The organism is Kribbella soli (genome assembly GCF_004331345.1).
In the GTDB taxonomy this organism is placed as follows: Bacteria; Actinomycetota; Actinomycetes; order Propionibacteriales; family Kribbellaceae; genus Kribbella; species Kribbella soli.
Genome location: NZ_SJJZ01000005.1, coordinates 199,016 through 225,122 on the forward strand (window position 1 = coordinate 199,016; position 26,107 = coordinate 225,122).

At 68.3% G+C, this 26,107-nt stretch carries 16 protein-coding genes; 7 read left to right on the forward strand and 9 right to left on the reverse strand.

The window, feature by feature from the left end; genetic code table 11:
* Positions 1-11 precede the first annotated feature (11 nt).
* Positions 12-2,450, forward strand: coding sequence for a pectinesterase family protein (locus tag E0H45_RS36700; protein WP_165546726.1), 2,439 nt, complete (start codon positions 12-14; stop codon positions 2,448-2,450).
* Between the two features lie 153 nt (positions 2,451-2,603).
* Positions 2,604-3,689, forward strand: coding sequence for a hypothetical protein (locus E0H45_RS36705; RefSeq protein ID WP_131346396.1), 1,086 nt, complete (start codon positions 2,604-2,606; stop codon positions 3,687-3,689).
* A gap of 38 nt (positions 3,690-3,727) precedes the next feature.
* Here E0H45_RS36705 and E0H45_RS36710 read toward each other — a convergent pair whose 3' ends face one another.
* Genes E0H45_RS36710 through E0H45_RS36720 form a run of 3 tightly spaced genes read right to left on the reverse strand, consistent with a single transcriptional unit; the run spans position 3,728 to position 7,835 of the window.
* Complete coding sequence (locus E0H45_RS36710) at positions 3,728-5,002, reverse strand: glycoside hydrolase family 28 protein (RefSeq protein ID WP_202872699.1); 1,275 nt, start codon at positions 5,000-5,002, stop codon at positions 3,728-3,730.
* Entirely contained in the window at positions 4,999-6,423 is a 1,425-nt protein-coding gene (locus E0H45_RS36715; protein ID WP_131346400.1) for a glycoside hydrolase family 28 protein, read from the reverse strand. The genes E0H45_RS36710 and E0H45_RS36715 overlap by 4 nt, the downstream gene beginning before the upstream one ends.
* 11 nt (positions 6,424-6,434) lie before the next feature.
* Positions 6,435-7,835: a glycoside hydrolase family 28 protein gene (locus E0H45_RS36720; protein WP_131346402.1), complete on the reverse strand. Its 1,401-nt coding sequence runs from the start codon at positions 7,833-7,835 to the stop codon at positions 6,435-6,437.
* Between the two features lie 158 nt (positions 7,836-7,993).
* Here E0H45_RS36720 and E0H45_RS36725 point away from each other — a divergent pair, with 158 nt between their 5' ends.
* The 5 genes from E0H45_RS36725 to E0H45_RS36745 all read left to right on the forward strand — a co-directional run bounded on the left by E0H45_RS36725 (position 7,994) and on the right by E0H45_RS36745 (position 17,445).
* The gene (locus E0H45_RS36725) at positions 7,994-9,385 is read left to right on the forward strand and encodes a glycoside hydrolase family 28 protein (protein WP_131346404.1); all 1,392 of its coding nucleotides are present in this window, start codon (positions 7,994-7,996) and stop codon (positions 9,383-9,385) included.
* 25 nt (positions 9,386-9,410) lie between these two features.
* Positions 9,411-10,418, forward strand: coding sequence for a LacI family DNA-binding transcriptional regulator (locus E0H45_RS36730; protein WP_131346406.1), 1,008 nt, complete (start codon positions 9,411-9,413; stop codon positions 10,416-10,418).
* A gap of 113 nt (positions 10,419-10,531) precedes the next feature.
* Complete coding sequence (locus E0H45_RS36735; RefSeq protein WP_131346408.1) at positions 10,532-12,574, forward strand: beta-galactosidase; 2,043 nt, start codon at positions 10,532-10,534, stop codon at positions 12,572-12,574.
* A complete protein-coding gene (locus E0H45_RS36740) occupies positions 12,571-15,501 on the forward strand; it encodes a glycoside hydrolase family 2 TIM barrel-domain containing protein (protein ID WP_202872700.1) in 2,931 nt (976 codons plus the stop codon). The genes E0H45_RS36735 and E0H45_RS36740 overlap by 4 nt, the downstream gene beginning before the upstream one ends.
* 75 nt (positions 15,502-15,576) lie before the next feature.
* Entirely contained in the window at positions 15,577-17,445 is a 1,869-nt protein-coding gene (locus E0H45_RS36745; RefSeq protein ID WP_131346412.1) for an HNH endonuclease signature motif containing protein, read from the forward strand.
* Positions 17,446-17,985: 540 nt separating this feature from the next.
* On the opposite strand, the gene E0H45_RS36750 is transcribed toward E0H45_RS36745, so the two are convergent.
* The 6 genes from E0H45_RS36750 to E0H45_RS36775 all read right to left on the reverse strand — a co-directional run bounded on the left by E0H45_RS36750 (position 17,986) and on the right by E0H45_RS36775 (position 26,032).
* The gene (locus E0H45_RS36750; protein WP_238155647.1) at positions 17,986-18,252 is read right to left on the reverse strand and encodes a hypothetical protein; all 267 of its coding nucleotides are present in this window, start codon (positions 18,250-18,252) and stop codon (positions 17,986-17,988) included.
* 258 nt (positions 18,253-18,510) lie between these two features.
* On the reverse strand, positions 18,511-18,981 hold the full coding sequence (locus E0H45_RS36755) for an HIT family protein (protein WP_131346416.1): 471 nt from the start codon (positions 18,979-18,981) through the stop codon (positions 18,511-18,513).
* Positions 18,982-18,983: 2 nt separating this feature from the next.
* Positions 18,984-21,734: a glycosyl hydrolase family 95 catalytic domain-containing protein gene (locus tag E0H45_RS36760; RefSeq protein WP_131346418.1), complete on the reverse strand. Its 2,751-nt coding sequence runs from the start codon at positions 21,732-21,734 to the stop codon at positions 18,984-18,986.
* Positions 21,731-24,163 (reverse strand): glycoside hydrolase family 95 protein, encoded by a 2,433-nt coding sequence (locus E0H45_RS36765; protein WP_131346420.1) that lies wholly within the window; start codon positions 24,161-24,163, stop codon positions 21,731-21,733. Before E0H45_RS36765 ends, E0H45_RS36760 begins: the two co-directional genes overlap by 4 nt.
* Positions 24,160-24,924 carry an amidohydrolase family protein gene (locus E0H45_RS36770; protein ID WP_131346421.1) on the reverse strand — a complete coding sequence of 255 codons (765 nt, stop codon included), beginning with the start codon at positions 24,922-24,924 and terminating at the stop codon, positions 24,160-24,162. The genes E0H45_RS36765 and E0H45_RS36770 overlap by 4 nt, the downstream gene beginning before the upstream one ends.
* Entirely contained in the window at positions 24,917-26,032 is a 1,116-nt protein-coding gene (locus tag E0H45_RS36775; RefSeq protein WP_165546727.1) for an FCD domain-containing protein, read from the reverse strand. The genes E0H45_RS36770 and E0H45_RS36775 overlap by 8 nt, the downstream gene beginning before the upstream one ends.
* Positions 26,033-26,107 lie beyond the last annotated feature (75 nt).

Below are 26,107 nucleotides of genomic sequence, written 5' to 3' on the forward strand. Positions count from 1 at the left end.
AGGAGAACGCCGTGCGAAATCGCCTGTTGAGCCTATGTCTGGTCGTCCTCGCCGGAGCCGGCCTCCTGACGATGTCAGCCAGTACAGCAACAGCCGCGAACCCGGCGACATACGGACCGTTCGACCCGCGGATCGAGCTGGACGGGCACTGGGGCCGTGACGACGACGTCGCGATCACCGTGAACTCCGGGTCGTCGGTCCGCTTCCGGTTCACCGGCTCGCACCTCGGTGCGCTGTTCGACACCGCGTCGATCACCGTCCCGGCCCAGTTGTACGTCGCCATCGACGGCCAGGCGCCCGTACTGCACAAGGTCGACGCGGACCACAAGGTGTTCGCCGACGACCTCGATCCGACCGTCGCACACACCGCGGAGCTCGTGGTCAAGGACGTCGACGAGTACGAGAACCGCTGGAACGTCCCGCTGCAGACCGGTGTCGTCCTGGAGAAGATCGAGCTCGCCCCGGACGCCAAGCTGATCCCGCTGCAGACGACCGCCGAGCACCGCATCGAGTTCTACGGCGACTCGATCACGCAGGGCGTGATGGCGCTCTGTGCCGAGCTCGGGACCGATTGCGCAGACGGCAGCAAGGCGTACCCGCACCTGGTCGGGGCGGCGTTCGGCGCGGACACCAACCAGGTCGGCTTCGGCAAGCAGGGCATCATTCAGCCAGGCCACGGCAACGTCGGTACGGCGTCCGAGTCGTTCGGCTGGAACCTCGCCGGCTTCCCGGTCGCACCCTTCGACCCCGGCGCGGTCGTCGTCAACTTCGGCACGAACGATGCGGCGTCGACGAGCGCCGAGTTCACCCCGGCGTACCTGGCCTACCTGCGGAAGATCCGCGCGGCCGAACCGCAGGCGCTGATCGTTGCCCTGCGCCCCTTCAACGGCACGCACGCCGACGACATCAAGGCTGCGGTCGCGGCAACGAAGGACCGCCGCGTCGTGTACGTCGACACCACGGGCTGGCTAGGGCCGGACGACTTCAACGGCAGTACGCACCCGAACGTCCAAGGCCACCAGGTCGCCGCGACCAAGCTCACCGCGGTGCTCAAACGTCTGACCGGCTGGTCCACCGGCCCCAGCGGTACGCCGAAACTCGCGCCGCAGGGTCTCGAGGACGCGACGTGCTCGGACACCCCGCTCAGCCTGACGTACCAGGGCCCGGTCCGCCTCGGTGTGACCGGCAAACTCAACATCCACGCGTCGAACGGCGACGTCGTCGACACGATCAGCCTGGCGGACCTCACGTCGTACCAGCGGACTGTCGGGGACGCGCGGACGGACTACGGCGAGCTGCACACGTGGACGTACCAGGCGGTCGTGGTCGACGGGCGGACGGTGAAGGTCTACCCGCACCAGCCACTCAAAGCCGGCCAGATGTACTACGTGACTGTCGATCCCGGGTTCGTGCAAGGCGACCCAGGGATCACGAAGGCCGACGGTTGGCGGATCCGCACCCGCCTGGATCCGAAATCAGACACCCACCTGACCGTAGGACGTGACAAGGACTTCTGCACGGTGCAGGCGGCGATCGACTTCGTGGGCGAGGGGCACCAGGCGACGATCGACGTCGCGCCCGGTCTCTACCGCGAGCTGGTCTGGGTGCCGCCGACCAAACCCGGTCTCACGATCCGCGGCGCGGGTGCCGGCCGGACCGTGATCGGGTACCCGAACAACAACCTGCTCAACGGCGACTCCGCGATGGGGAACGTCCCGGTCGAGCAGTCGTACTGCCAGCGTCGCGTCATCCCGCAGTCGGACCGTTTCAACTGCTGGCGGTCCGCGATGGGCGTCTTCGCGGACGACTTCACGATGACGGACGTGACCGTGCAGAACCTCACGCCGTACCGCGGGTCGCAGGCCGAGGCGTTCTTCGGGAACGGGAACCGGATCGTGCTGGCGCGGGTTCGCATCCTCGGGTACCAGGACAGCCTCCGCCTGCAAGGACAGGCGTTCGTGACGAACAGCTACGTCGAGGGTGACGTGGACTTCGTCTGGGGGACCGGCGGCGTGTTCATGCAGGACTCGGAGCTGAAGGCGCTGCACGAGGGCTACTACAACCAGGTCCGCAATATCGACAACGGGCCGGGCAACATCTTCGTGCGGGTGCGGCTGACCCGTGGGCCGGAGGTGGCCGACGACAGCGTGTTCCTGGCGCGGGCCGAGCTCAGCCGGTTCCCGACCAGCCAGGCCGTCTTCATCGACTCCGCGATGGACAGCCACGTGAAGAAGACCGGCTGGCAGATCACCAGCCCCAACGACTGCGCGGCCGCCGGCCAGATCCGGTTCTGGGAGTACCACAGCACCGACCTGGCCGGTCAGCCGCTCGACACCACCACACGACTGGCGTGCTCCCGGCAGCTCGGCGACGAGGAGGCAGCGCAGCTGCGCGACCCGTCGTTCGTGTTCGGCGGATGGCACCCGGTTGTTCCCCGCCTCGAAAGGTGATCCAAGATGAAGAACGTCAACCGTCGGACCGTTCTCGGAGGTGCTCTCGCCGTGACTGCCGGCAGTGCAACGGGATGGCCACTCAACGCGGCTGCAGAGGAGGTCCCAGCGGGCGGTGTGCAGCCGCATCCGGCCCCGCGGCCCGTTGCGCCGGTGAACGCTGAGATCGCGGCTGCCCACGCGGCGACGTACAAGACGCTGCCGCAGGTCGTCGTCGGGGTGGACGTCGAAGAGCTGATGAAGATCCACACCGTCGCCGACGCGGACGCCCTGCGGCCGCAGCTGGTTGCACAGGTGTGGAAGGACACCGGTGTGTTGCCGACCGGTCTGCCGACGGTGACCCGCGACGTCGGTGTACCGGCCGTGCTGCCGGAGTTCACCGGCGTACGGCGCTACGACAAGCTCGACGTGGCGATGCCGTTCGGGTACGTCGCCACAGTGTTCGTCCTCGAGCCGACGCAGAGCACGCACCGCCGGGTCGCGTTCTACCACAACGGGCACGGTGAGGGCCTGGACACGATGCAGCGGGTCGCACAGGGCCTGCTCGACCACGGGTACACCGTGCTGCTGTTCGCGATGCCCTTCTACCACTGGAACCCGAAGACACTGCAAGACCCGGCCGACCCCACCAAGCAGCTGCAGCCGTCGCACAACGACCTGCCGCAGTGGGCCTCGGACACGTACTCGCCGCTCGCGCTGTTCCTCACACCGTTGGCCGTGGCGATGAACTACGTGCAGGCGACGTACCGTCCGTCGTCGGTGCAGATGATCGGGCTGTCCGGCGGTGGCTGGGCGACGAGTGTGTATCCGGCGCTGGACACGCGGATCACCCGGTCGTACCCGACTGCCGGCTCGCTGCCGTTCTTCGTCCGGCCGGGGTCGCCGAAGCCGAGCCCGACACGGGGCGACTGGGAGCAGCGGCTGGACATGCAACCGGGGTTCTACGGGCTGGCCGACTTCCCGGACTTCTACGCGCTCGCCTCGGTCGGACGGAACCGGCGCCAGATCCAGATCCTCAACCGGTTCGACGAGTGCTGCTTCAACGGTGTCGGGCACCGGTCGTACGAGGCCGCCGTGCGACAGCGGATCGCCGTGATCGGGACCGATGCGGTGAGCAACGAGTCGAACGGTCACTGGGAGCTGCTGGAGGACGCGACCCACGGCGACCACACGATCAGCCCGTACGCACTGTCGGTGATCCTGTGGGACCTGGACACCCACTGCGCGCACCTGCCGTGACGGGGTGAGGGGAGGGCGACCGCGGACCTCCCCTCCGTCTACCGGATCTGGTGAACGTCTTTCACCGAGTGCCCGTTCACGGTCACGTTGTCGAAGGTGAGTGCTGCGTGCTGGACCGTGCTCGGCTGGTCGACGGTGAAATTGCAGTCGACCAGCCGGAAGGCCTCGATCCGGGAGTTCCGGTAGCCGCGGAGCAGGAGCGCGTTGCGCGCGTGCTCGACTTTCACACCACGCAGTTCGACGTTCCGGACGTACGGCGTGAGCGGGCCGGCGTCCCCCTCACCGCGATGGAAGTTGCACTGGACAACTTCCTTCAAGACCTCGGAGACCGTGATGTCGCGCAGATAGACGTTCTCCACGAAGCCGCCGCGAACCGCATTCGTCTTGATGTACAGGGCGAAGTACGGTCCGCCGATCCGGCAGTTGCGGACGTACACGTTGCGGATGCCGCCGGTGAGGTCCGAGCCGAGCGTGATCGCGCCGTACTTGACCCGCAGTTCGCAGTCCTCGATCAGCACGTCCTCGGTCGGTACGTCGACGCGCAGGCCGTCCGCCTCGCGACCGGACTTGAGCGCGATGCAGTCGTCGCCGGCGTCGATGACACACCCGGAGACGACGACCGAGCGGCATGACTCGAGGTCGATGCCGTCGTTGTTCGGTCCCTGCGAGTCGATGACCAGGTCCCGGATCGTGACGTTGCGGCACAGCACCGGGTGGATCTGCCAGAACGGTGAACGAACGACGGTCACGCCCTCGATCAGCACGTTCGTGCAGTTGTACGGCTGCACGAACGACGACCGGAGCCGGTCGCCGGCATCACGGTCCGCCAGCGGTACGCCGTACCAGCTCTGCTCGCGTAGTCGTTTGAAGTCCTCGTCGCACTCGCGGAACCACCGCCACCACGTGTCCCACGATCCCTGCCCGTCGAGTGTCCCAGTGCCGGTGATCGCGATGTCGGTGCAGCCGTTCGCGTAGATCATGGGGGAGTGGTTGAGCACCTCGAGACCCTCGTACCGGGTCTCCACGACCGGCAGGTAGTCGGCCGGATCGGTGCTGAAGAGCAGCGTGGCGCCCTCGCTGACGTGCAGTTCGACGTACGACAGCAGGTGGATCTTTTTGGTATGCCAGTTTCCGGGCGGTACGACGACGCGCCCGCCACCGGACTCGTGGCATGCCCGGATGGCGGCCGCGATCCCCGGACCGGCGTCGCTTTCGACCGCGCCGTACGACGTGATCGGGAAGTCGACAGCAGGAAAGACAGGCGGCCGGACGTCGGCCAGGATGCGGTCGGCTTCCGCCCAGCCCGCGGTCACAGGAGCTGTGCCGGATCGGTGATCAGCTGACCGTTCACGTGGAAGTTCTGGAACGTCAGCTCGGTGTCCTGGATCGAGCTCGCAGCGTCGATGCTGGTGTACGTGCAGTCGATCAGCCGGAAGTCCTGGATCGGCGACCGCGGGTACCCGAAGATCGAGAACGCGTTCCGGGCGTGACCGACGTTGACGTTGCGCAGCTCGACGTTCCGCACCCGCGGTGTCAGTGGGCCGACGTCGCCCTCGCTGCGGTAGAAGTTGCAGGACACGACTTCCTTGGTGAGGTTCGAGATGTCGAGGTCGCGCAGGTAGATGTTCTCGGCGAAACCGCCGCGGACCGAGTTCGTCTTGATGTACAGGCCGAAGTACAGGTTCGGGCTGCCGATCGTGCAGTTGCGGACGAACACGTTCCGGACGCCGCCGGTCATCTCACTGCCGATCGTGATCGCGCCGTACCGGATGTTCAGCGTGCAGTTCTCGATCAGGATGTTCTCCGACGGCACGTTGATCCGCAGGCCGTCGGCGCCCTTGCCGGACTTGATCGCGATGCAGTCGTCGCCGCAGTTGAGCGTGCAGTCCTGGATGTGGACGTACTGCGAACTCTCCGGATTCACGCCGTCGTTGTTCGGGCCGCGGCTGTCGATGTGCAGGCCGCGGACGGTGACGTTGCGGGACAGCACCGGGTGGATCTCCCAGAACGGCGACCGGAGGATCGTCAGACCCTCGATCAGCACGTTGCGGCAGGACTGCGTCTCGATGAACGCGGCGCGCAGATGGTGCCCGTCGCCGAACACCCGCTCCGCGACCGGTACGCCGTCCGCCGCCATCTGCTGCAGCGCCTGGGCGTCGGGGCCGGACGGGGTGACCCAGGACCACCAGTTGTCCCAGGTCGCGCCGCCGTCGAGGGTGCCGTTGCCGGTGACAGCGATGTTCTCGCAGTCGCGCGCGTAGATGAAGGGCGAGTAGTTCATGCACTCCTGGCCCTCGAAGCGCGTCAGCACGACCGGGAGGTACTGCGCCGGGTCGGTGCTGAAGAGCAGTGTCGCGCCGTCCGAGACGTGCAGGTTGACGTTGGACTTCAGATGGATCGCGCCGGTCAGGAAGGTGCCGGCCGGTACGACGACGCGCCCGCCGCCGGAGCGGTGACAGGCGTCGATCGCCTTCGCGATCGCGTCCGTGGCGAGGGTGGTGCCGTCGGCGATCGCCCCGAAGGTACTGATCGAGAAGTCGCGAGCGCGGAACTGCGGCGGGCGGGTGTTGCGCAGGATCTCACCGACGTGCCCCCAGCCAGGTCCAGTATCCAGGGGGCTTGCCTCGGCTGCAGTGGTTGCCTCCGCCGGGGCAGAGCCGGCGGCGACGGCAGCGGTTGACGCCGCGGCGGCGGCGCCCAGGCGGAGGAAGTTCTTGCGGCTCAGGTTGTCCATGGGGGGCTCCTTCAGTTGTCGACGGGGGCGCCGTTGATCCACACCTGGTCCAGGCGCAGGCCCTCGACGTTCTCGATCACGTTGTCCTCGGTGATCGCGTCGAAGCGGCACTGGTGCAGGCGGATGTCCCGCAGCGGGTCGTCGGTGAGGCCGAGCAGGTTGAGGGCACGCGGCGCGGACGCCACGGTGAGCTGGCTGATCGTGATGCCGTGCACGTCCGGCGGGTACGCCCCGGTCGTCACGTTGGCGTAGTTGAGCACGATCTCGATCGCCGAGTCGGCGGCCTGCCCGACCGTCACCCGGCGTACGTCGATGTTGGTGATCGTCCCGCCGCGGTCCGGGTTGCTCTTGATCCGGATCGCGCGCTCGAGATGCGGGCTGCTCATCCGGCAGTCGCGGACGAAGATGTCCATCACGCCGCCGCTGGTCTCGCTGCCGGCCGTCACGCCGCCGTTCCCGTCGGCCATCTCGCAGTTCCGGACGACGGCGTACCGGGCCGGCACGTTCACCCGGCGGCCGTCGGCGTCCTTGCCGGACTTGAACGCGATGCAGTCGTCGCCGGTGGAGATCGTGCAGTTCTCGATCAGGACGTCGGTGCACGACTCGGGGTCGATGCCGTCGTTGTTCGGGCCGTCCGGGCTGTCGACGGTGACGCCGCGGATCGTGACGTTGCGGCACAGCACCGGGTGGATGTTCCACATCGGCGAGTCCTTGACCGTGATGCCGTCGAGCAGCACGTTCTCGCAGCGGTTGAACTGCAGCAGGTTCGGCCGGAGATTGTGACCCGCGCCGAACACCCGCTCCTCGACCGGAACGCCCGCCGCGGCCATCTGGATCAGCAGCGTCTTGTCCGGCCCTTCGTTCGGCGGCGGCCCGCCGGTCCAGTCCCACCAGTGCGTCGCGTCGGCACGGCCGTCGAGCACGCCCTGACCGGTGACCGCGATGTCGCGCTGACCGTACGCGTAGACGAAGGCGGAGTAGTTGTAGCACTCCGTCCCCTCGTAACGCGTCGCGACGACCGGGAGGTACGCCGCGGGGTCCTGGCTGAACGCCAGTCGCGCGCCGGCTGCCAGGTGCAGGTCGACGCGGCTGAGCAGGTGTACGGCGCCGGTCCGGTAGTCACCCGCCGGTACGACGACATGTCCGCCGCCGCGCCGGTGACAGGTCTCGATCGCCGCGCGGAGTGCCGCCGTACAGTCGGTCGCGTCGTCGCCGACGGCGCCGAAGTCGGTCACGTCGTACCAGCGGTCCGGGAACCGGGGCGGGCAGATCCTTCGCAGGATCGCGGCAACTTGCGCGTCCGGTGCGGTTTCGGCGGCGGCCGGGGCGGTACCGCCGCCGAGCAGGGATCCACCGGCGAGAGCAGCTCCACCGGCGAGCAGGACAGTACGGCGACTAACGGGGGCGGTCATCCGCGGCTCCTTGGTGCAAACGATTGCAACCGATCGTGCCCGGAGAGCGTCAGGCTGTCAACGGCTGGCTGTGGATGAGGGCTTGACCGGCCCCGAATCTCTTGGATACTTGCGGGCAAAGCTTTACCTCATCCGTCCCTGAGGAAGGTTCTCCGCTCATGCGTCCCACTCGTCGTCAGCTGCTCGGTGTCTCCCTCGGAGGAGTGGTTGCTGCAGGCATCGGACTGCCCGCGGCCGCCGCTGATCCGGGGATCGAAGGTCTGGTCAGGTCGCGGATCCGGCCGCCGCGGTTCCGGGACGCCTGGTTCCCGATCACGGCGTACGGCGCGACACCCGACGACGCGACCGCGGGGATCGCCGCCGCGATCTCCGCCTGTCATCACGCCGGCGGCGGGCATGTCGTCGTACCGCCGGGGGTGTGGCAGACCGGAGCGATCAACCTGCTGAGTCACGTCGACCTGCACCTGGAGGAAGGCGCGACGCTACGGTTCAGCACCGACCCGGCGGCGTACCTGCCCGTTGTGCGGACGCGGTGGCAGAGCGTCGAGGTGTACAACTACTCGTCGCTGATCCGCGCCGAGGGGCAGACCGACATCGGCATCACCGGCAAGGGCGTCCTCGACGGCGCCGGCGACAACGAGCACTGGTGGTACCTGATCGGCAGCGGGCAGTACGGCTGGCACACCGGTCTGCCGAACCAGCGCGCCGACTGGGGCGAGCTGGAGCGGATGAACAACGAGCAGGTCCCGGTCGAGCAGCGCGTCTTCGGTGCGGGCCACTACCTCCGTCCGAGCTTCATCCAGCCGTTCCGCTGCACGAACGTGCTGATCGAGGGCGTGACCGTCAAGGACTCGCCGATGTGGACGATCCATCCGCTCGAGTGCCGCAACGTGACGGTCCGGGGCGTCACCGTCAGCAACCTCGGCCCGAACGGCGACGGCTGCAATCCGGAGTCCTGCACCGACGTACTGATCCGCGACTGCACGTTCGCGACCCACGACGACTGCATCGCGATCAAGTCCGGCCGGGACGCCGACGGCCGCCGGCTCGGGCGCCCGTCGCGCGGGATCATCGTGGAGGACTGCACGTTCCTCAGCGGTGGCGCCGCGGTGGCTGTGGGTAGCGAGATGAGCGGCGGCGTCGAGGACGTGTTCGTACGCCGTTTGCACGCGCCGGCCGACCCGGCCGCGGACGAGGCGTACCTGCAATGGCTGCTCTGCGTGAAGTCGACCTCGACCCGCGGTGGCTATGTGCACAATGTCGATGTCCGCGACGTGGATTCGCGGGCCTGGATGTATCGTCCTTTGGAGGTTACTTTCAGCTACCAGGGAGGTGGCGACCAGTCCCTGTTCCCGGACGTGCGCGACATCCGCTTCGATCGGGTCCGGGTGGCCCGGGCCGAGCGGGCGTACCGCATCGTGGGGGCGGAGACGAAGCACATCACCTCGGTGGCTATCACCGACAGCCGGTTCGACGAGGTCGCGGCGGAAGCTGTCGTACAGTACGCCGACGACGTGACGATCCGGAACGTGTGGATCGGCCAGACGTAAGGTCACCAGGGCTGAAGGGAAGACAGTGGCGGAACGGGTTCGGTTGATCGACGTGGCACGCGAGGCCGGTACCTCGGTCTCGACGGTGTCGCGGGCGCTGAACGGTTCCGACCTGATCTCGCCCGAGGTGGTCGCGCATGTGCGCGCGGTGGCCGGCCAGCTGGGATATCGCGCCGACAAGCGGGCGCAGGAGTTCAAGCTCGGCCGCCCGCTGACGGTCGGCGTGACGGTGCCGGACCTGACCAACCCGTTCTTCTCCGAGGTCCTGAAGGGTCTCAATGCCGCCGCGCGCGCCGGCGGGTACCGGCTGCTGATCGGCGAGAGCAGTGAGGACCCGGCCGAGGAGTTGCGCCTCGTCGACGAGCTCGTCGACTACTCTGGCGCCCTGGTGCTCTGTAGCTCGCGACTGACCCGCGCCGGACTGGAGAAGGCGCTGGCGCAGCCGGTGCCCGTGGTCTGCATCAACCGCACCGTGAAGAACGCCGGTGTGGTCGCGATCGACTACCGCGCCGCTTCGCGATTGCTGCTTGAGCATCTCACTGGTCTCGGCCATCGCCGGGTGCTGTACGTCGGCGGTCCAGCGACCTCCTGGTCCGACGGAGAGCGCCGGCGCACGCTGCGTCGTACGGCGCGTGCGCTCGATGTGACTTTGGACGAGATCGACGGGGGCTGGTCCGGCAACCACGGGTACGACGCCGGTCCGACCGTCCTGCACAGCCGGGCGACCGCGGTGATCACGTTCAACGACCTGGTCGGGATCGGCTTGCTGAGCTGGATGTACGACAACGGCGTCGAAGTGCCGTCCGAGCTGTCGGTCGCGTCGTACGACGACATTCCGATCGCGGCGTACTCGCGGCCGCCCTTGACCTCGTTGCGCAACGAGCGGGCGAAGCTGGGCGAACTGGCCTGGGAGCAGCTCACGAAGCGGCTCGGCGGCGCCGACTGGCCCGCGCCGGACCTGCTCACGCCGGAGCTCGTGGTGCGCGCCAGCACCGGCCCGGCTCGACGGCGGGCCCGGATCCGGGCGAGCTGAGGCCCTGCGCGCCAACTCCTCGCGCGTAACTTGTCGGTGTGCGATTCCTCTGCACGCGATTCCCTTTGTGCAAACGATTGCACGAGTGTCGTGGTGTCGGTTAGCGTTGGCGCATGCTGCCGCCACATGTCGTGCTGGGGACGGCCTACTACCCGGAGTACCTGCCGCGCTCGCTCGGTGATCGGGTCCCGACCGACCTGGACCTGATGGCTGCGGCCGGCATCACCGCCATCCGTGTCGGTGAGTCGGTCTGGTCGACCTGGGAACCACGGGACGGCGTCTTCGACCTCGAATGGATCCGCCCGGTTCTCGACGGTGCTCACGACCGCGGGATCGGCGTGATCCTCGGAACGCCGACGTACGCCGTACCGCCGTGGCTGCAACGCGCGCACCCGGAGATCGCGGCCGAGCGGTCTACCGGCGTGCCGGTGCCGTGGGGGATCCGGCAGGAGATCGACTACGGGCAGCCTGCGTTCCTGTTCCATGCGGAGCGGGTGGTGCGGCGGATCGTGGAGCGGTACCGCGACCATCCGGCGGTGATCGGGTACCAGGTCGACAACGAGCCCGGTGTCCTGCTGGCCCACAACGCGTCCGCGTTCTCGGACTTTGTGGCTCGACTGCGTCGGAAGTACGGCGATGTCGAGGCGCTGAACGAGGCGTGGGGGTTGACATACTGGTCGCATCGGTTGAGCGACTGGTCCGAGCTGTGGCGGCCGGACGGCAACAGTACGCCGTCGTACGACTTGGCCTGGCGGCGGTTCCAGGCGGCGCGGACTTCCGAGTTCATCGGGTGGCAGGCTTCGCTGCTGCGGGGGTTGCGGCGCCCGGGGCAGTTCGTGACGACGTGTCTCGCGTACGACCGGCCGGCGGTCGCCGACGTACCGCTGACGTCGCAGCTGGACGTTGCGGCGGGCAACATGTATGTCGACGTCCAGGACGGGTTGGCGCGGCCGGCTTCAGCGTCCCGGCTGGAGCCGGGGTGGATCGGGCGGAGCGTCGCCGAGCTGTTCCTGGCCGCGGATCGGGTCTACGGGTCGCGCGGGGAGCCGTTCCTGGTGACCGAGACGAACGCGACGTCGATCGGCGGTTCGCACCAGAACCGGCCGCCGTACGACGGGCAGCTCCGGCAGCTCGCGTGGGGGATGGTGTCGCGTGGTGCGCGGATGGTCGAGTACTGGCACTGGCACACGATCCATCACGGGGCGGAGACGTTCTGGGGCGGGATTCTCGGGCACGATTTGGAGCCGGGACGGGTATACCGCGAGATCGCTGCGATCGGTGCCGAGTTGGCGGCGGCTGGGTCGTCGGTGGTGGATCTGACGCCTGATGTCGACGTTGCGGTGCTGTGGTCGAACGAGAGCGACTGGGCGATGCAGTGCCAGCCGCCGTTGGCAACGCCGGGCGGTATACCGGACAAGGCGTCGTACCGGACGATCGTTGAGGCCTTCTACTCGGGGATTCTGGACGCCGGGTTGCGACCTGGGGTGGTGCCGGTCGAGCGGCTCGAGGCTGCGTTGTCGGCTCCGGTGGTTGTTGCTGCGGGGCTTTACGTCGCGTCGGACGCGGTGCTGGATCGGTTGGTCTCGTATGCACGGGACGGCGGGCATCTGATCGTTGGGCCGCGGACCGGGTACGCAGATCTGGAGGCGCGGCCGCGTCCTGAGGTCGCGCCGCCACGGTTGCGGGAGGCTGCCGGACTGGCATACCAGGAGTTCGAAAACCTGGAGGCCGAGATGCCGGTGAGTGGGTTGGCCGGGCACGCGACGCGATGGGCGGAGACGTTGCTCGTCGACGATGCCGACGTACTGGCGTCGTACGAGCATCCGACTGGGCGTCGGCCGATCGTCACCAGCAAGCGATTCGGTGCGGGGCGGGTGACGTACGTCGGGACGGTGCCGGATCGCGCTTTGGTTGCGGCGCTGTATGGGGCGCTGTATGGGGAGTCGCGGTTGTGGGCTCCGTCGGTGACCGCGCTGTCGGCGGTGAACGCGGCGGGGGAGCGGCTGTGGTTCGTCCACAACTGGTCGGGAACGGCAGTGGTCGTCGAGCCGCCGATGGCTGTTGTGCCGCTCGTGCCTGTGGAGTCGGGGCAAGTCACGCTGGCGCGGGTTGAGTTGGGGCCGTGGGACGTTCGGGTGCTCAAGGAGGCGCAGTGAGGTACTTCGAGGATCTGACGCCGAGCACCGGGGCGCGCGAACCGCGGGCGTGGTTGCGGTCGTCACGGCCGCAGATCAGCCTGAACGGGCGCTGGAACTTCAAGCTCTGGGAGAGCGCGCCGGATGGTATGCCAAAGGTCGAGGCGGACTGGTGCGAGCTGACCGTTCCTGGGCACTGGGTGCTTCAGGGCCACGACCGGCCGCGGTATACCAACACCGCGTTTCCCTTTCCGATCGATCCGCCGTACGCGCCGGACGCGAATCCGACGGGCGACCACGTCCGGACGTTCGAGCTGCCGGACGACTGGCCGATCGACGGCGCAGTACTGCGCTTCGAGGGTGTCGACTCGTGCTTCAAGGTCTGGGTGAACGGCACTGAGGTCGGGACCGCGAAGGGGAGCCGGCTGCCGAGCGAGTTCACGGTCGGGCAGTTGCTGCGACCGGGACGGAACACGCTGGCCGTGCGGGTCCATCAGTGGTCGTCGGGTTCATACCTCGAGGACCAGGACATGTGGTGGTTGCCGGGCATCTTCCGGGACGTGACCCTGCTCGCGCGCCCGTTGATCGACGACGTTTTCGTGCACGCGTCGTACGACCACCTGACAGGCGCCGGGACGCTACGAGTCGACGTCACGTCGGGCACAGGGTCGGAGTCGGTGCTGGGTGCGGTTGTGCGGGTGCCGGAGCTTGGGGTGGTCGTTGAGCCCGGTGTGCCGGTGACGATCAGGGAGGTCGAGCCGTGGTCGGCCGAGCTGCCGCGGCTGTACGACGCGACGGTCGAGGTGCCGGGGGAGACGGCCGCGCTGCGGATCGGCTTCCGGACCGTGGCGATGGTCGACGAGCTGTTCACCGCGAACGGGCAGCCGCTGTTCTTCCGCGGCGTGAACCGGCACGAACACGACGAGCGGCGCGGCCGGGCGATGACGGTCGACGCGATGCGGCAGGACCTCGTGCTGATGAAGCAGCACAACATCAACGCCGTACGGACCGCGCACTACCCACCGCATCCGGCGTTCCTGGACCTGTGCGACGAACTCGGGCTCTGGGTGATCGACGAGTGCGACATCGAGACCCACGGCTTCATCTACACCGACTGGCGCGGCAACCCGGCCGACGACCCGGACTGGGCGCCGATGATGCTCGACCGGATGCGCCGAATGGTCGAGCGCGACAAGAACCATCCGAGCGTCGTGATCTGGTCGCTGGCCAACGAGAGCCACCGCGGCCGGAACTTCGGCGAGCTCGCGACCTGGACGCGACAACGGGACCCGGACCGGGCCGTGTTCTACGAGCGGGACCGGACGTACGAGTTCTCGGACTTCTACAGCCTGATGTACCCGCCGCTGGAGGATCTCGAGGCGATCGGGACCCGGACGGAGGACGTACCGGAGGAGACCGCGGAACATCCCGAGCTGGAGGCGCGACGGCGAGCCCTCCCGTTCATCCTGGCCGAGTACGCGCATGCCATGGGCAACGGTCCGGGCGGGCTGGCCGACTACCAGCGGATCCTCGAGCACTACCCGCGCCTGCAGGGCGGCTTCCTCTGGGAGTGGATCGACCACGGCCTGCTGTTGCCCGGCGCAACCGATCATGTATACGGCGGCGATTTCGGCGAACGCCTCCACGGCACCAACTTCTGCATCGACGGCCTCCTCTTCCCCGACCGAACCCCGTCCCCGGGCCTCACCGAATACAAGAAGGTCCTGGAGCCAGTACGCATCACCGGCCCCGACCCGCTGACCATCCACAACCACCGAACCTTCACAGACACCACGGACTTGCAGTTCCACTGGACCCTCGAACAAAACGGCCAAGAACTAGCCACCGGCCACCTCCCCCTCCCATCCATCCCCCCAGGCCAATCCACCACCATCCCCCTCCCATCCACCGCCCACTCCGCCGCACCTGCTTTACGTGCGGCCTCTTCACCTTCCAGTGGAGAGCGGGTGTTGACCGTGCGTGCGGTGCTGGCGAAGGACACGGCGTGGGCTACTGCAGGGCACGAGGTTGCCTGGGCGCAGTTCGTGCTGGAACAACCCGCTCCCGCAGCGGCACCTGTGGTGCACAGCGCTCCTGTGGTGGACAGCGGGGACCTGCTCACACTCGGTGGAGGTGAGTTCGACCGTCGTACCGGCAAGCTGACCCGCCTGTTCGGACAGGTGGTCGACGGACCCGAGCTGGACCTCTGGCGTGCCCCGACCGACAACGACAACGGCCAGGGCGGCCGGAACGGCGTCACCCAGGAGTGGCGCGCCGCCGGACTCGACCGCCTTCTACACCGCGTCGACGCCGTCGAAGTGCAGGACAACGAGCTCATCGTCCGTACGAGGGTGGCCCCCGAAGGCCTCGGCCTCAGCGTGCATACGACGTACCGCTGGACCGCCGACCAACACAGCCTCCAGCTAACCGTCGACGTACAGCCGGAGGGAGAGTGGGCCGGCACAGCGGTCACACCACGCTGCAGCAGTTGGCCGCGCGTCGGCGTACGGCTGACGCTGCCCAAGGAGCTGGAGAACGTGCAGTGGTACGGCGGCGGCCCGGGCGAGGCGTACGCCGACAGTCGCGAGGCGGCCCGAGTGGGACGGTATCGACGCACCGTCGACGAGCTGCAGACGCCGTACGTCGTACCGCAGGAGAACGGCTCCCGCGTCGACGTACGCTGGGCCGAACTGACCGATGCCAAGGGCAACGGCTTCCGAGTGAGCGGTACGCCGAACTTCCAGCTCACCGCCCGCCGCTGGACCACCGAAGACCTGGAACGCGCCCGCCACCGCTCGGACCTCACCCCCCACGACCACATCTACCTGAACCTCGACCTGGCCCAGAACGGCCTGGGCTCAGCCTCCTGCGGACCACCCGCCACCCAGCAACACACCCTCGAAGTAGCGCCCTACACGTTCACTCTCGGATTCCACCCATACAGTTGAGAGCTGCACGAATCTCGTTGAAAATAAGGGGTTGTGGCTTTGAAACTGTCGGTGGGGGTGTCTAGGCTTTGATGCATGGACAGGCCGCCTGAGTTGATGAGCGACAGCGAGCTGGTGCGCGCTCTCGACCAGGCCGACGCCGACCTGGCCCGCATCGAGACCCGCCGGCTGCGGATCGTCGCGGCGATGGACAAGTCCGGGTACGCCGAACAGGCCGGCGCCCGCGACATGGTCCAGTACCTGGAGTTCCGCTACCGCCTCGACCACTCCCGCGCCTACCGCGACGTCCGCCTCGCCCGAGCCCTGCCGAAGTATGCGGCGGTCACCGCCGCCCTGCCCAACCTCGATGTGGCCGACGACGGACAGATTCCTGAGGTGGTGTTGCGGCCGGCGCAGGCCGAAGCGATCGTGACCGCCCTGGAGAAAGTCCCGACGACGGTGCCGGTCGCCGACCTCGAGTTCGCCGAACAAGAACTGGTCCGCCTCGCCCGCCACCTGGCACCGATCGACCTGCGCAAGGCCGCCGACCAGTCCCGCGACATCCTCGACACCGACGGCCCCGAACCCGAAGAACACAAGGCGGCCGCCCGCGAAACCCTCACCCTCACCACCGCCGACCGCGGCGTCAAATTCAAGGGCTACCTCGCCAACGAGAACGCCGAACTCCTCCGCACCATGATCGTCGCCGGAGCCCGCCCCCACAAAACCCTCGACGGCGACCCCGACCCCCGCTCCCGCGAAAAGCGCCAAGCCGACGCCCTCACCACCACATTGACCCTCGCCGCCACCGCCCTCGACGCAGGCACCCCGAGTCCCACCATCCCCCGCCCCACCGCACAACCCACTACACGGGACACCGAGACGCCAGACACCGCCGCCCACAACACCACCTCGGCCACCACAACGGCGGACCCCGCAACGGCGGACGTGACGACGCCGGACGTGACCACGGCGGGCGCCGCGACCCACGACGCCACGGCGCACGGCTCGGATGTCGACTCGGACGGTGGGGCAGCAGCTGGCCAGGGCCGCGGTGCGGACGGTGCTGCGGTAGCCGGCCAACAGGCCGGTGCGGCCGCTGGTGTGGTGGCGGGTGCGGGTGCTGGTGTGGGTGGTGACGTGGTGCCTGGGTTCGGTGCGAAGGCGAACCTCACCGTCACCATCGACCTGGAAGATCTGAAGGCAGCCACCGCGGACGCGATCGGGCAGACCGTCTACAGCAACGGACTGTCCGCAGCCACGATCCGCCGGCTGGCGTGTGATGCGAAGGTCATCCCGATCGTGCTCGGCTCAAACTCCGAACCGCTGGATGTCGGCCGCTGCGAGCGGCTGGTCACCCGCGCGATGCGCAGAGCCCTGAACACCCGCGACCGCGGCTGTGTCGTCTGCGGAGCTCCACCGATCCTGTGCGATGCACACCACCTGATCTCGTGGATCGATGGCGGCGAAACCAAGACCTCCAACCTGGCGCTGCTGTGCCGCCGCCACCACACCGATCTGCATCAGGGCCACTGGACCGTCACCATCACCAACGGCGAGGTCCACGTAGCCAGGCCCGCCTGGGCCGACCCACCACCCCGCCGTCCACGCAAACCACCGGACAACGCACCCCGAGCACACGAGCCGCCGGCTGAACCCGCGACGCCCTCGGGTCCACCGGACGACGCATCGCGAGCGCACGAGCCGCCGGGTGAGCGGTCCACGCGCTCTGATCCAGCGGACGGCAGACTCACGTCCGAGGGCACTCCGGGGCCCCAGACCTCAACCCCAGCGGGCGATCCGTGGGGTGGGACCGCCGCGCCCGCAGCCACCACACCGGGTGTCAGGCCGAGCCGCTGGCACGCCGACGAACTGACACGCGCGGAAGCGGCCCGGTTCGCGGTCTGGGGTGAGCGCGCCCCGAATGAGTCCGGTGCTGGCCCGCCATCCTTCGCCACAATCTGACCCACCGTGTCTGCGCGATCCCCCGCCGGCCCGCCAGCCCGCCAGCCAGCGCGTCGCGCATGTCCGGGACGTGTCCTGTGCCGGGGCGTGCCGTGCGCGGCGTGCTGTCCCCGGGACGTGTCCTGTGCCGAGGCGTGGCGGGGTGTGCGCGGGGCGTGTCCTGCGCCGGGGCGTGCTGTGCGCGGGGCGTGCTGTGCGCGAGGCGTGCCGTGGCCCGGGGAGTTCGTGGTCGGAGGACGCCGTACCTGGGAGGTGGTGTTTGTGGGTCGTGTCGGGAAGGTGCTGCGTTGGCCGGGCAGCGTCTGTCTGAGCTTCCAAGGAGAGTGCGCCGCACAGGTCCGCGGGGTGGGTGTGGCGGGCGATGTTCTCCGGGACTGGGAGTGGCACCCAGCTGAACCGCCCTGAGACTGCACCGGCCTCGGCCGTGTTGCTAGAGGTCTGGACCCAGTGGAGTGTGGCTGCGAGGCACTGGCCGGAGTGGTGGTTTCGGGCAGTCTTGTCTGACCGCATTGGGAGTCCACGCCACGAAGCGTCGACTGGTCAGGCGGGGTCGGTGAACGAGATCGGCTTGCCGGTGGCGCGGGCGTAGGCGATCTCCCTGCTCGTGGACTCGCCGATATACCCGCCGGGGTTGACGACCAGAACGCGGTCGGCCAGGTCGATCTTGCGCAGGTGGAGGGCGCCCAACGCGGTCTTCTGCTCGTTGGTGATCAACTCGTTTGCTTCGGGATCCTCGGCGCGCAGGAAGACGCCTGGCGCGACGACGATGGCGCCTGCAAGGGTCAAGTCACGGTTCGCCGTGCGCATCTCGTCCACGAACCGGATAGAGCCGCAGATGCACACAATCTCAGGTCGGTCAGGCACAGCTCAGTCCTTCGGATCGAACGGGTAACCGTCAGTGCGCGCTTTGACGTCACGGACAGGAACACGAGCCAGCAGTTTACGCAGCGAGATGGACACGGCCGCACTGTCGCAGGCGGGAGGCGTGATCCATGCTGTGAGACGGCGCTCGACACCGAAATCTGGGGGTGCGCCCGGCTCACCAACTCCCTTTAGCAACACGGCTCAAGGGTGGTGGGGGTTGAGGTGGGACTGGAGGCGGTGGATGTAGGGGGCTCGTTGGTCGGGAGTGGCGGGGGAGTCGAGGTGGCGGGTGTTGTAGAGGTTGTCGTTGGGGTAGCGGGGGAAGACGTGGACGTGGTAGTGCCAGGCGTCTTGGTAGCCGGCGGGTTCGTTGTGTTGGCGGGTGGAGGTTCCTTCGCAGTTGTAGGTGCTGCGGATGGCGATGGCGATTTCGCGGACGATGTCGTGGACGGCGTGGCCGGATTCCGGGGGCAGGTCGTACAGGTTCTCGTGATGGGCGGTCGGGACCACCAGGACGTGGCCCTTGTTGTTGGGCCACCAGCGGGAGGCTACGAAGGCGAGTGCGTGCTCACGGCGCAGCACGATGTCGTGCTGCGCCGTGAGGTGGTCCTCGCCGCCGGCGGCCAGTCGGCAGAACGGGCAGTCGTAGCCGTCGGGCGCGTGGTTGAACATGCTCAGCGTGATACCACGAACGTGATGTAGGTGGAGTTCCCCTTGCCCGCCACACCGGAGTTCGGGCCCAAAACAACCTGCCCAGCGGGTACGTCGCGTTTGAAGAGGACCAGGCGCTGGTCGGTGGTCCCCACTGTCTCGCCAGTGCGAGTGAACGAGGACAGCCACGACGGCCACCACACGTTCTCGCCGCGGGGGTCGAAGGCGACGTACACGGTCGCCGGCCGGGTCAGGTTGAGTGTCAGGTAGTCCGGTGGTGTGGTCGCCTTGGAGTCGTCGTTGGAGCCCTGTACCAAGGCCTGACCGTTCAACGAACCAGGCAGCTCACTGACCGTGTAGCTGCGATCCACGTAGACAGGCGCACCGACCTGAGCCTTGACGAGGTTGGTCAGCTTCTCCGGCGACTGCACTGACACCAGGTCGCTCAGCAGCGGCGGCTCGCTCCGCGTGATGCCCAGTACCCGGTTGCCGACCGTCTTGACAGCAGACGCCGGCTGACCGGTGAGTGGTGCGAAGGTGAAGGACGACAGCGGTACGGCGACGCGCTCGAGCGTGTACGACGCGCCAGGAGCCGTCCGCAGATTGACGATGTCGGCACTGGTTCCACCGACGACGACCCGTCCGTCAGAGCCGACCACGCGGACCTGCTGGCCTGGCCAGGGGTTGCGCAGCTTCAACGTGTCGCGGCTGCCGGCCTGGATGCCGACCACGTTCGGTACGCCGTCGTGTACCTCGGTGCTGATCCGGTGCCCGCCTTCGATCTGCACAGACCCTGCCACGTCCCAGTCACGCGGCCACGCGGGCGCGACGTGGACAACCCCGTCGTACGACTGGACCAGCGCCTCCTGCAGGCCGGTTGTCAGTACGCCGCCCCACTCGTTGTAGAAGCTGCGGTTCCGGACTGCTTCCTGGCCGGTGCGGTGGACGGTGAAGCCGTTCGGGTAGATCTGGAAGTCCGCGATCCCCTTCAGCAGCAGGCGTTTCACCTCGTCCGAGAGACCGAGCCGGGCGGCCCAGGTGGAGTCCATGCCCCAGTCCTTGTCCTGCGGGTAAACCCGTTGCCGGTACGTCGCCTGCATCAACTCGGACGTCTCGTCGAACACGCCCCACGGCCAGAGCGCCTCCATCTCCGGGTTCTGCGTGTTGTGCGACTCCTCGTCGGTACCGGACCACGCCAGCACCTCCTCGCCGCCTCGCTGAACGGTCCGGAACGGCGGCAGCTTGCCCACTGCGTCTCGCAACTGCGCAGCCAGCGCCGTATCGCCACGCGATGTCGCCAGGTCGGCAACGAGGGGGAAGATGACCCGCATCGCAGCCATGTCCGGCACCGGGTCGCTGGTGTCCCACTGCACCTCCAGAGCGTTCACGTGCTCCAGATGCAGGTAGCCGTCCGCACCAGTGGTCATGGCCGACAGGTAGAACCGTGCCACGTCCCGCATCAGCGGGTAGCTCCGGTTCAGCAGTGCCTTGTCGCCGGTGTACCGGTACTGCTGCCAGATGTTGTTCACCAGCTCCGGCCCGCTGGTCAGGATCCGCCGTGTCCAGCTGGGCTCCTGCATGTTGTCGCAGCCGTCGCCGGTGCCGTCGTACCGCATGAACTCCGGCAGGCAGAGTCCCTCGCCGCCGATCCAGTGTGTTCGCGTCCACTCGCGCATCAGCTCGGCACGGTCCAGGTAGAACTTGAAGTACGGCGAGTTGAGCTCACCGATCCCCGCACCGAGGTTCGCGGACACCAGCATGCGCAGGTTGAAGTGCCAGTACGAGTCCTGCGCCCAGTCCGCCTGGTCTCCCGACGACGAGAACATCCGCACCACCGCACCATGCGTGCTCGGTACGTCGCCGCGCATCGACGCGGCCATCGTGTACAGCTGCAGTGTCCGCAGGTTCTCGACGTACTCACCGGACCCGTCCGCCGACGTGATCCGCATCGGCGCCGCCTTCTCCCAGAACGCGTGCCACCAGGCGAGGTGATGACTGGGCGACTCGACGACAGCACGTCGCGCGGCTGCCCGCAGCTCTCCACCGCGGTACGACGGTACGCCGACCACGAGCCGGAAACTGCCGTCCGCACGAGGCCGGAACGTGAGCCGCACCGTCAACGGGTCCACCACCGACGCGGTGACGCCCTGGGCCTGTGCGGTCAAAGCAGCAACCGCACCGGTGATGCTGCCGGACGCCTCGTCGTGGAACGTCTCCGCGAGCGCAGCAATCCCACCGACTGCACTGACTGCCGGCGTGCGCCCGGCCCACAACTTCAGGTCAGCGGTCTGCACCTTCGAAGGATCCGCACCAGTCACCTCCAGAACGAACTGGTCGGCGTCAGCACGTACGTAGGAGCGCGCAGTAAGTCCGCCACCGCTCTGCACGACCTGACCGTCGTACAGCGCCAACCGGCCGCTGTAGTCGTCGGAACGCATCAGCGAATCCAGACCGGGTACGACGAGACGCCCGGCGGACTTGAGGTCCGGGAACGTGTCCACGCGGTTGAGCTGCGCGCTGTAGCCCTTCTCGGCCCAGACCGAAGCACCGAGCACACCGTTCCCGAGCGGCATCGCCTGGTACGAGCGCCATGCCGGGCCCTCCTGGACGAGGTCGGACCGCGACACCAACCCTGCAGTGTCGCCTTGCAGCGCACCGTCACGCCACGCGGTCGTCCCCTGCTCAGAAGGCGCACTACTGGCAGCTGGGGCAGAGGTGGCGCCGACAGTGAGCAACGCAATCAGCAACGGCATCGTCAATCGAAGTGCAGTCACGGGCGCACCTCGATGAAGTAGTCGACGCCCCGGCGGGTGCGGAACTCGACAACGCCGTCCTCCGGGCGAGCGAAGGCCACCGGGCCGATGGACGACTTCACGTCCACCTGCGCGCCGGTCCGCAGCCGCAGCCGGTTGCCGAGCAGCGACCGGATCGTTGCCTTGGTCAACTTCCCGCCGGACCACGAGAACTCCAGGTCGAAGCCGCCGCGCGCACGCATGCCCCGCACGCTCCCGGTCGGGAACGCCGTCGGCAGACACGGGAGCAGGGCGATCTCGCCGGAGTGGCTCTGCATGATCATCTCGGTGATCCCGGAGACGCCGCCGAAGTTCCCGTCGATCTGGAACGGCGGGTGCAGGTCGAACATGTTCGGCGCGGTACGGCCAGGAGCCAGCAACTGGGTCAGGTGCTTGTACGCGTTGTCCGGCTCGAGCAGCCGGGCGCGGAGGTTGAGCTTCCACGCCAGCGACCAGCCGGCGGTCACGGCCGGACCGCGCAGTTCCAGCGACTTGCGGGCCGCGTCGGCGAGTTCCGGCGTACTGCGTGGTGTCACCTGGTCGCTGGGGAACACGGCCCACAGGTGGGAGACATGTCGACTCGTCTCCAGGGCGGCCTCCTCCCAGTCGATCAGCCACTCCTGGATCTGGCCGAGGTACCCGATCTGGATCGGTGCCAGCTTCGACCGTGCGTCCGCGGCGGCAGCGGCCATCGCGCTGTCGACACCAAGCACCGCAGTCGCTTGCCCGAACACCTTGAACAGGTCGTGCAGGATCTCAGTGTCCATGGTCGGACCTGCGCACATGCTCACACCGACGTTGTCGTAGTCGTGGTGCTTGACCTCGGGGGAGTGCGACGGGCTGGTCACCAGCCACCCCGTCTTGGCGTCGGTCTGCAGCTGGTCGAGGAAGAACTCCACAGAGCCACGCAGGACCGGGTAGTACTTCCGCAGCATTTCCAGGTCGCCGGTGTACTCGTACCGCTCCCAGAACAGCAGCGACAGCCACGCACCGCCGGTCGGCCAGACACCGTAGTACGCGAAGTCGACCGGTGCGGTCCCGCGCCACCCGTCCGTGTTGTGGTGCGCTACCCAGCCAGGTGCGTCGTACATGGCGGCCGCGGTGCGGGCGCCGGACTCGGAGAGCTCACCGATCATCTGGAACAGCGGGTCCCAGCACTCCGCAAGGTTCGCCGGACCTGCCGGCCAGTAGTTCATCTCGGCGTTGATGTTGAGCGTGAACTTGGACTGCCACTCGGGCAGCATCTTGTAGCTCCAGATGCCCTGCAGGTTCGCGGGTTGGCCCGGCGTGCGGGAGCTGGAGATCAGCAGGTACCGGCCGAACTGGTAGTACAGGGCGGCCAGCTGCGGGTCGCCGCCGTTGCGGAACGCCGTGACCCGCTGGTCGGTCGGCAGCGCGATCGAGTCCGACGTACCGAGGTCCAGATCGAGGCGGCCGAAGAGCCGTTGGTAGTCGTCCACGTGCTGGTGCCGCAGCGCGCCGTACGCCGGGCGACCGACCGCGGCCAGCGGTGCGACGGCGCGAGCGACCTGGTCCGCGCCGACGTCGAGGTAGTTGCGGTAGCTGGTGCCGACCGAGAACAGCAGCGTGACCTCGTCGGCACCGGCGACCGAGAGCTTGCCGTCAGCAACCGTCGTGCTGCCGCCGTCGGTGAACGCGCGGAGCAGCGCGCAGAACTTGACCGAACCGGTCAGTCCCTCGGCGTCGCCGCTGATCCCGTTGAGCGCCAGGGTCTGCTTGTCGTACGCCGCCGGTGTCGCGGCCTGCTCCGTGCTGTACGTCGCGTCGAACGTGAGCGCACCGCGCTGGCTGGCCGTCAGCCGCATCACCAGTACCTGTGCGGGATGGCTGACGAACACCTCCCGCGTGTAGCGCACCCCTGCGTGCTCGTAGCTGACCGACGTGATCGCCGTGGTCAGGTCGAGCTCCCGCCGGTATGCCGTGACCGCGGTCGCGTCGACGCCCGGAAAGGCCAGCGAAAGGTAGCCGACCGGCTGGTACTGCATCTGCTCGTGCGGGAGTCCCATGAAGTGCTCGTCGGCGAGGTTCTGCGCGTCGAGGTACTTCTCCTCGGCGATCAGCCGCCGGATCTCCGGGAGGACGTCCTTGCCGACCGGGTCGTCGTACTGGTGCGGACCACCGGCCCAGATCGAGTCCTCGTTCAGCTGCAGCTGCTCGGTCGCGGTGCCGCCGTACACCATGGCACCGAGGCGGCCGTTGCCGATGGCAAGTGCCTGGAGCCACTCGGTGGCGGGCTGGGTGTACCAGAGCTTCAGCGGGTTGGTGTCGCTGCCGGGCGGTGAGTCGACGGCGCCGGCGGTCAGGGGATTGGTGAGCGAGCCGGCGACGACTGCGGTGCCGGCCGCGGCGCCGGCGGTCCTGAGGACCTGGCGGCGGGTGTACTGGGTCATGGGGCGGTCTCCCTGGAGCGGTAGATGCGCTGGGCGGTGCCACGGAACACGTCGTTGTGCGTGGCGGGTGGCAGCAGTGCGGTGGTACGGCGGATCACCTCGGCGCGGGTGGCGGCCAGCGTGCACACGGGCCAGTCCGAGCCGAACAGCAACCGTTCACTGCCGAAGAGTTCGAGGGCGACGTCGACCAGTGCGCGGAGGTCGTCGGTCGCGAGGTGGGCGGTGCCGGAGAGCTTGACGGTCACGTTCGGGCACTCGGCGAGGGCCTGCATCCCGGACCGCCACTCGGCGGTCGCAGCTGTCGGATTGCCGAGGTGGTCGAGAACGAGACGGGCGTCCGGTACGGCGGAAGCAAGCCGGGCGGCACCGATGAGGGCGGAGGGGCGGAGCAGGAGGTCGATAGCGAGGCCGGCGTCGGCGGCGGCCCGCACTCCGCGCACATGCGCGGGAGCTGTCAGCAGGTCGGGATCGGTCTGGTCGACCGGTGGACTGCGCACACCGACGAGCAGCGGGTCGTCCGGCAGCCGGTCCGGGAAGTCGAGCAGATCGAACCAGCCCACCACGCCAACCACAGCCGGGCTCTGCTCAGCCAGCGCCAGCAGATCAACCACCTCGGCCGGATCAGCATCCGCCTGCACCAGCACCAGTTGGCCGTCAGCTACACCAGAGAGGGTGAAGTTGCGGCGGAGGGGGTGGTCGGGAGCCAGCCAGGGGAGGCGGCGTCGGGTCAGGTCCCAGACGTGGACGTGGGCGTCAATCATGGTGGCCGGCTGGTCTGGTGATGGAGCTTTCGCCGCGGGCGTGAGCGGCGAACAGGCGGGCGGAGTCCTCGGGGTCGGTGCCGGCGAGCACCTCGATCAGGTCCAGGTGACGGCGTGCCATCAGACCCCAGTCGCCGGCGTACATCGCGTTCGACACCACCTGCAGGCTCCACAGCGCCGGCTCCAGGGTCCGCCACACGCGCAGCAGCATCGAGTTGCCGCTGGTCGCCAGCACCTGCCGGTGGAACCGCAGGTCCGCCTCGCGGAACGCGCCGATGTCGTGGTGGCCGGCTGCCTCGATCATCCGCTGCACCTCGATCCGGAGCAGGTCCAGCTCCTCCGGCGGCGCGTGCCCGGTCGCCCGGCGCGCAGCAGCGGACTCGAGCAGTACGCGGACCTCCCGCGCCTCCCGGGCCTCGACCTGCGAGATCTCGGTGACGAAGTTCCCCAGCCGCGGCCGGTACGTGACGAGTCCTTCGTGGGCCAGCCGCCGTACCGCCTCCCGGGCCGGGGTCTGGCTGGTGCCGAGCACCCGGGCGATCTCGGACTCGACCACACGCATCCCAGGCGCCAGCTCGCCGGACAGGATCCAGCCGCGGATCGCCTCGTGCACTCGATCGGACAGCAACTCTGGGTCACTGGGCGGCGGCGGAGCGGGATGGCCGGTCGCCACACTAATTCCAGCACCGGAGCGGTAGTGCTGGACCTCCTCCCGGCGCCGCCGCGAGACCGTCGACTGCGAGACGCCGTACGCCGCCGCCAGCTCGCGGGTCGAGGGGCGATGTCCGGAATCGGCCATCGATGTTGTCGCAACGGCACCTAATTGCACCCGGTCGACCATTCGCGGCCGTCCGCTGCGCATCCCGTCGTCGAGGCCGGCCATGCCCATCCGGAGGAACCTCCGGCGCCATTTGCCGACCGTGCCCGGGGTGACCTCGAGCAGGTCCGCGACCGCCTTGTTCGAGCGTCCCTCGGCGCTGGCCAGCACGATCCGGGCCCGCAGCCGCATCGCGGCACTGGTCCGCGGGGCGGCCGCGAGCTGGCTGAGCGCGGTCCGCTCGGGCACCGACAAGGTCAGCGGCGACTTCGGTCTTCCGGCATCGGGCATGGCTGCATGGTGACCCGGTTCACAACGTTCTGCCAACCCCATATGGCACGGACTTCTGACTCATAACGTCCACTT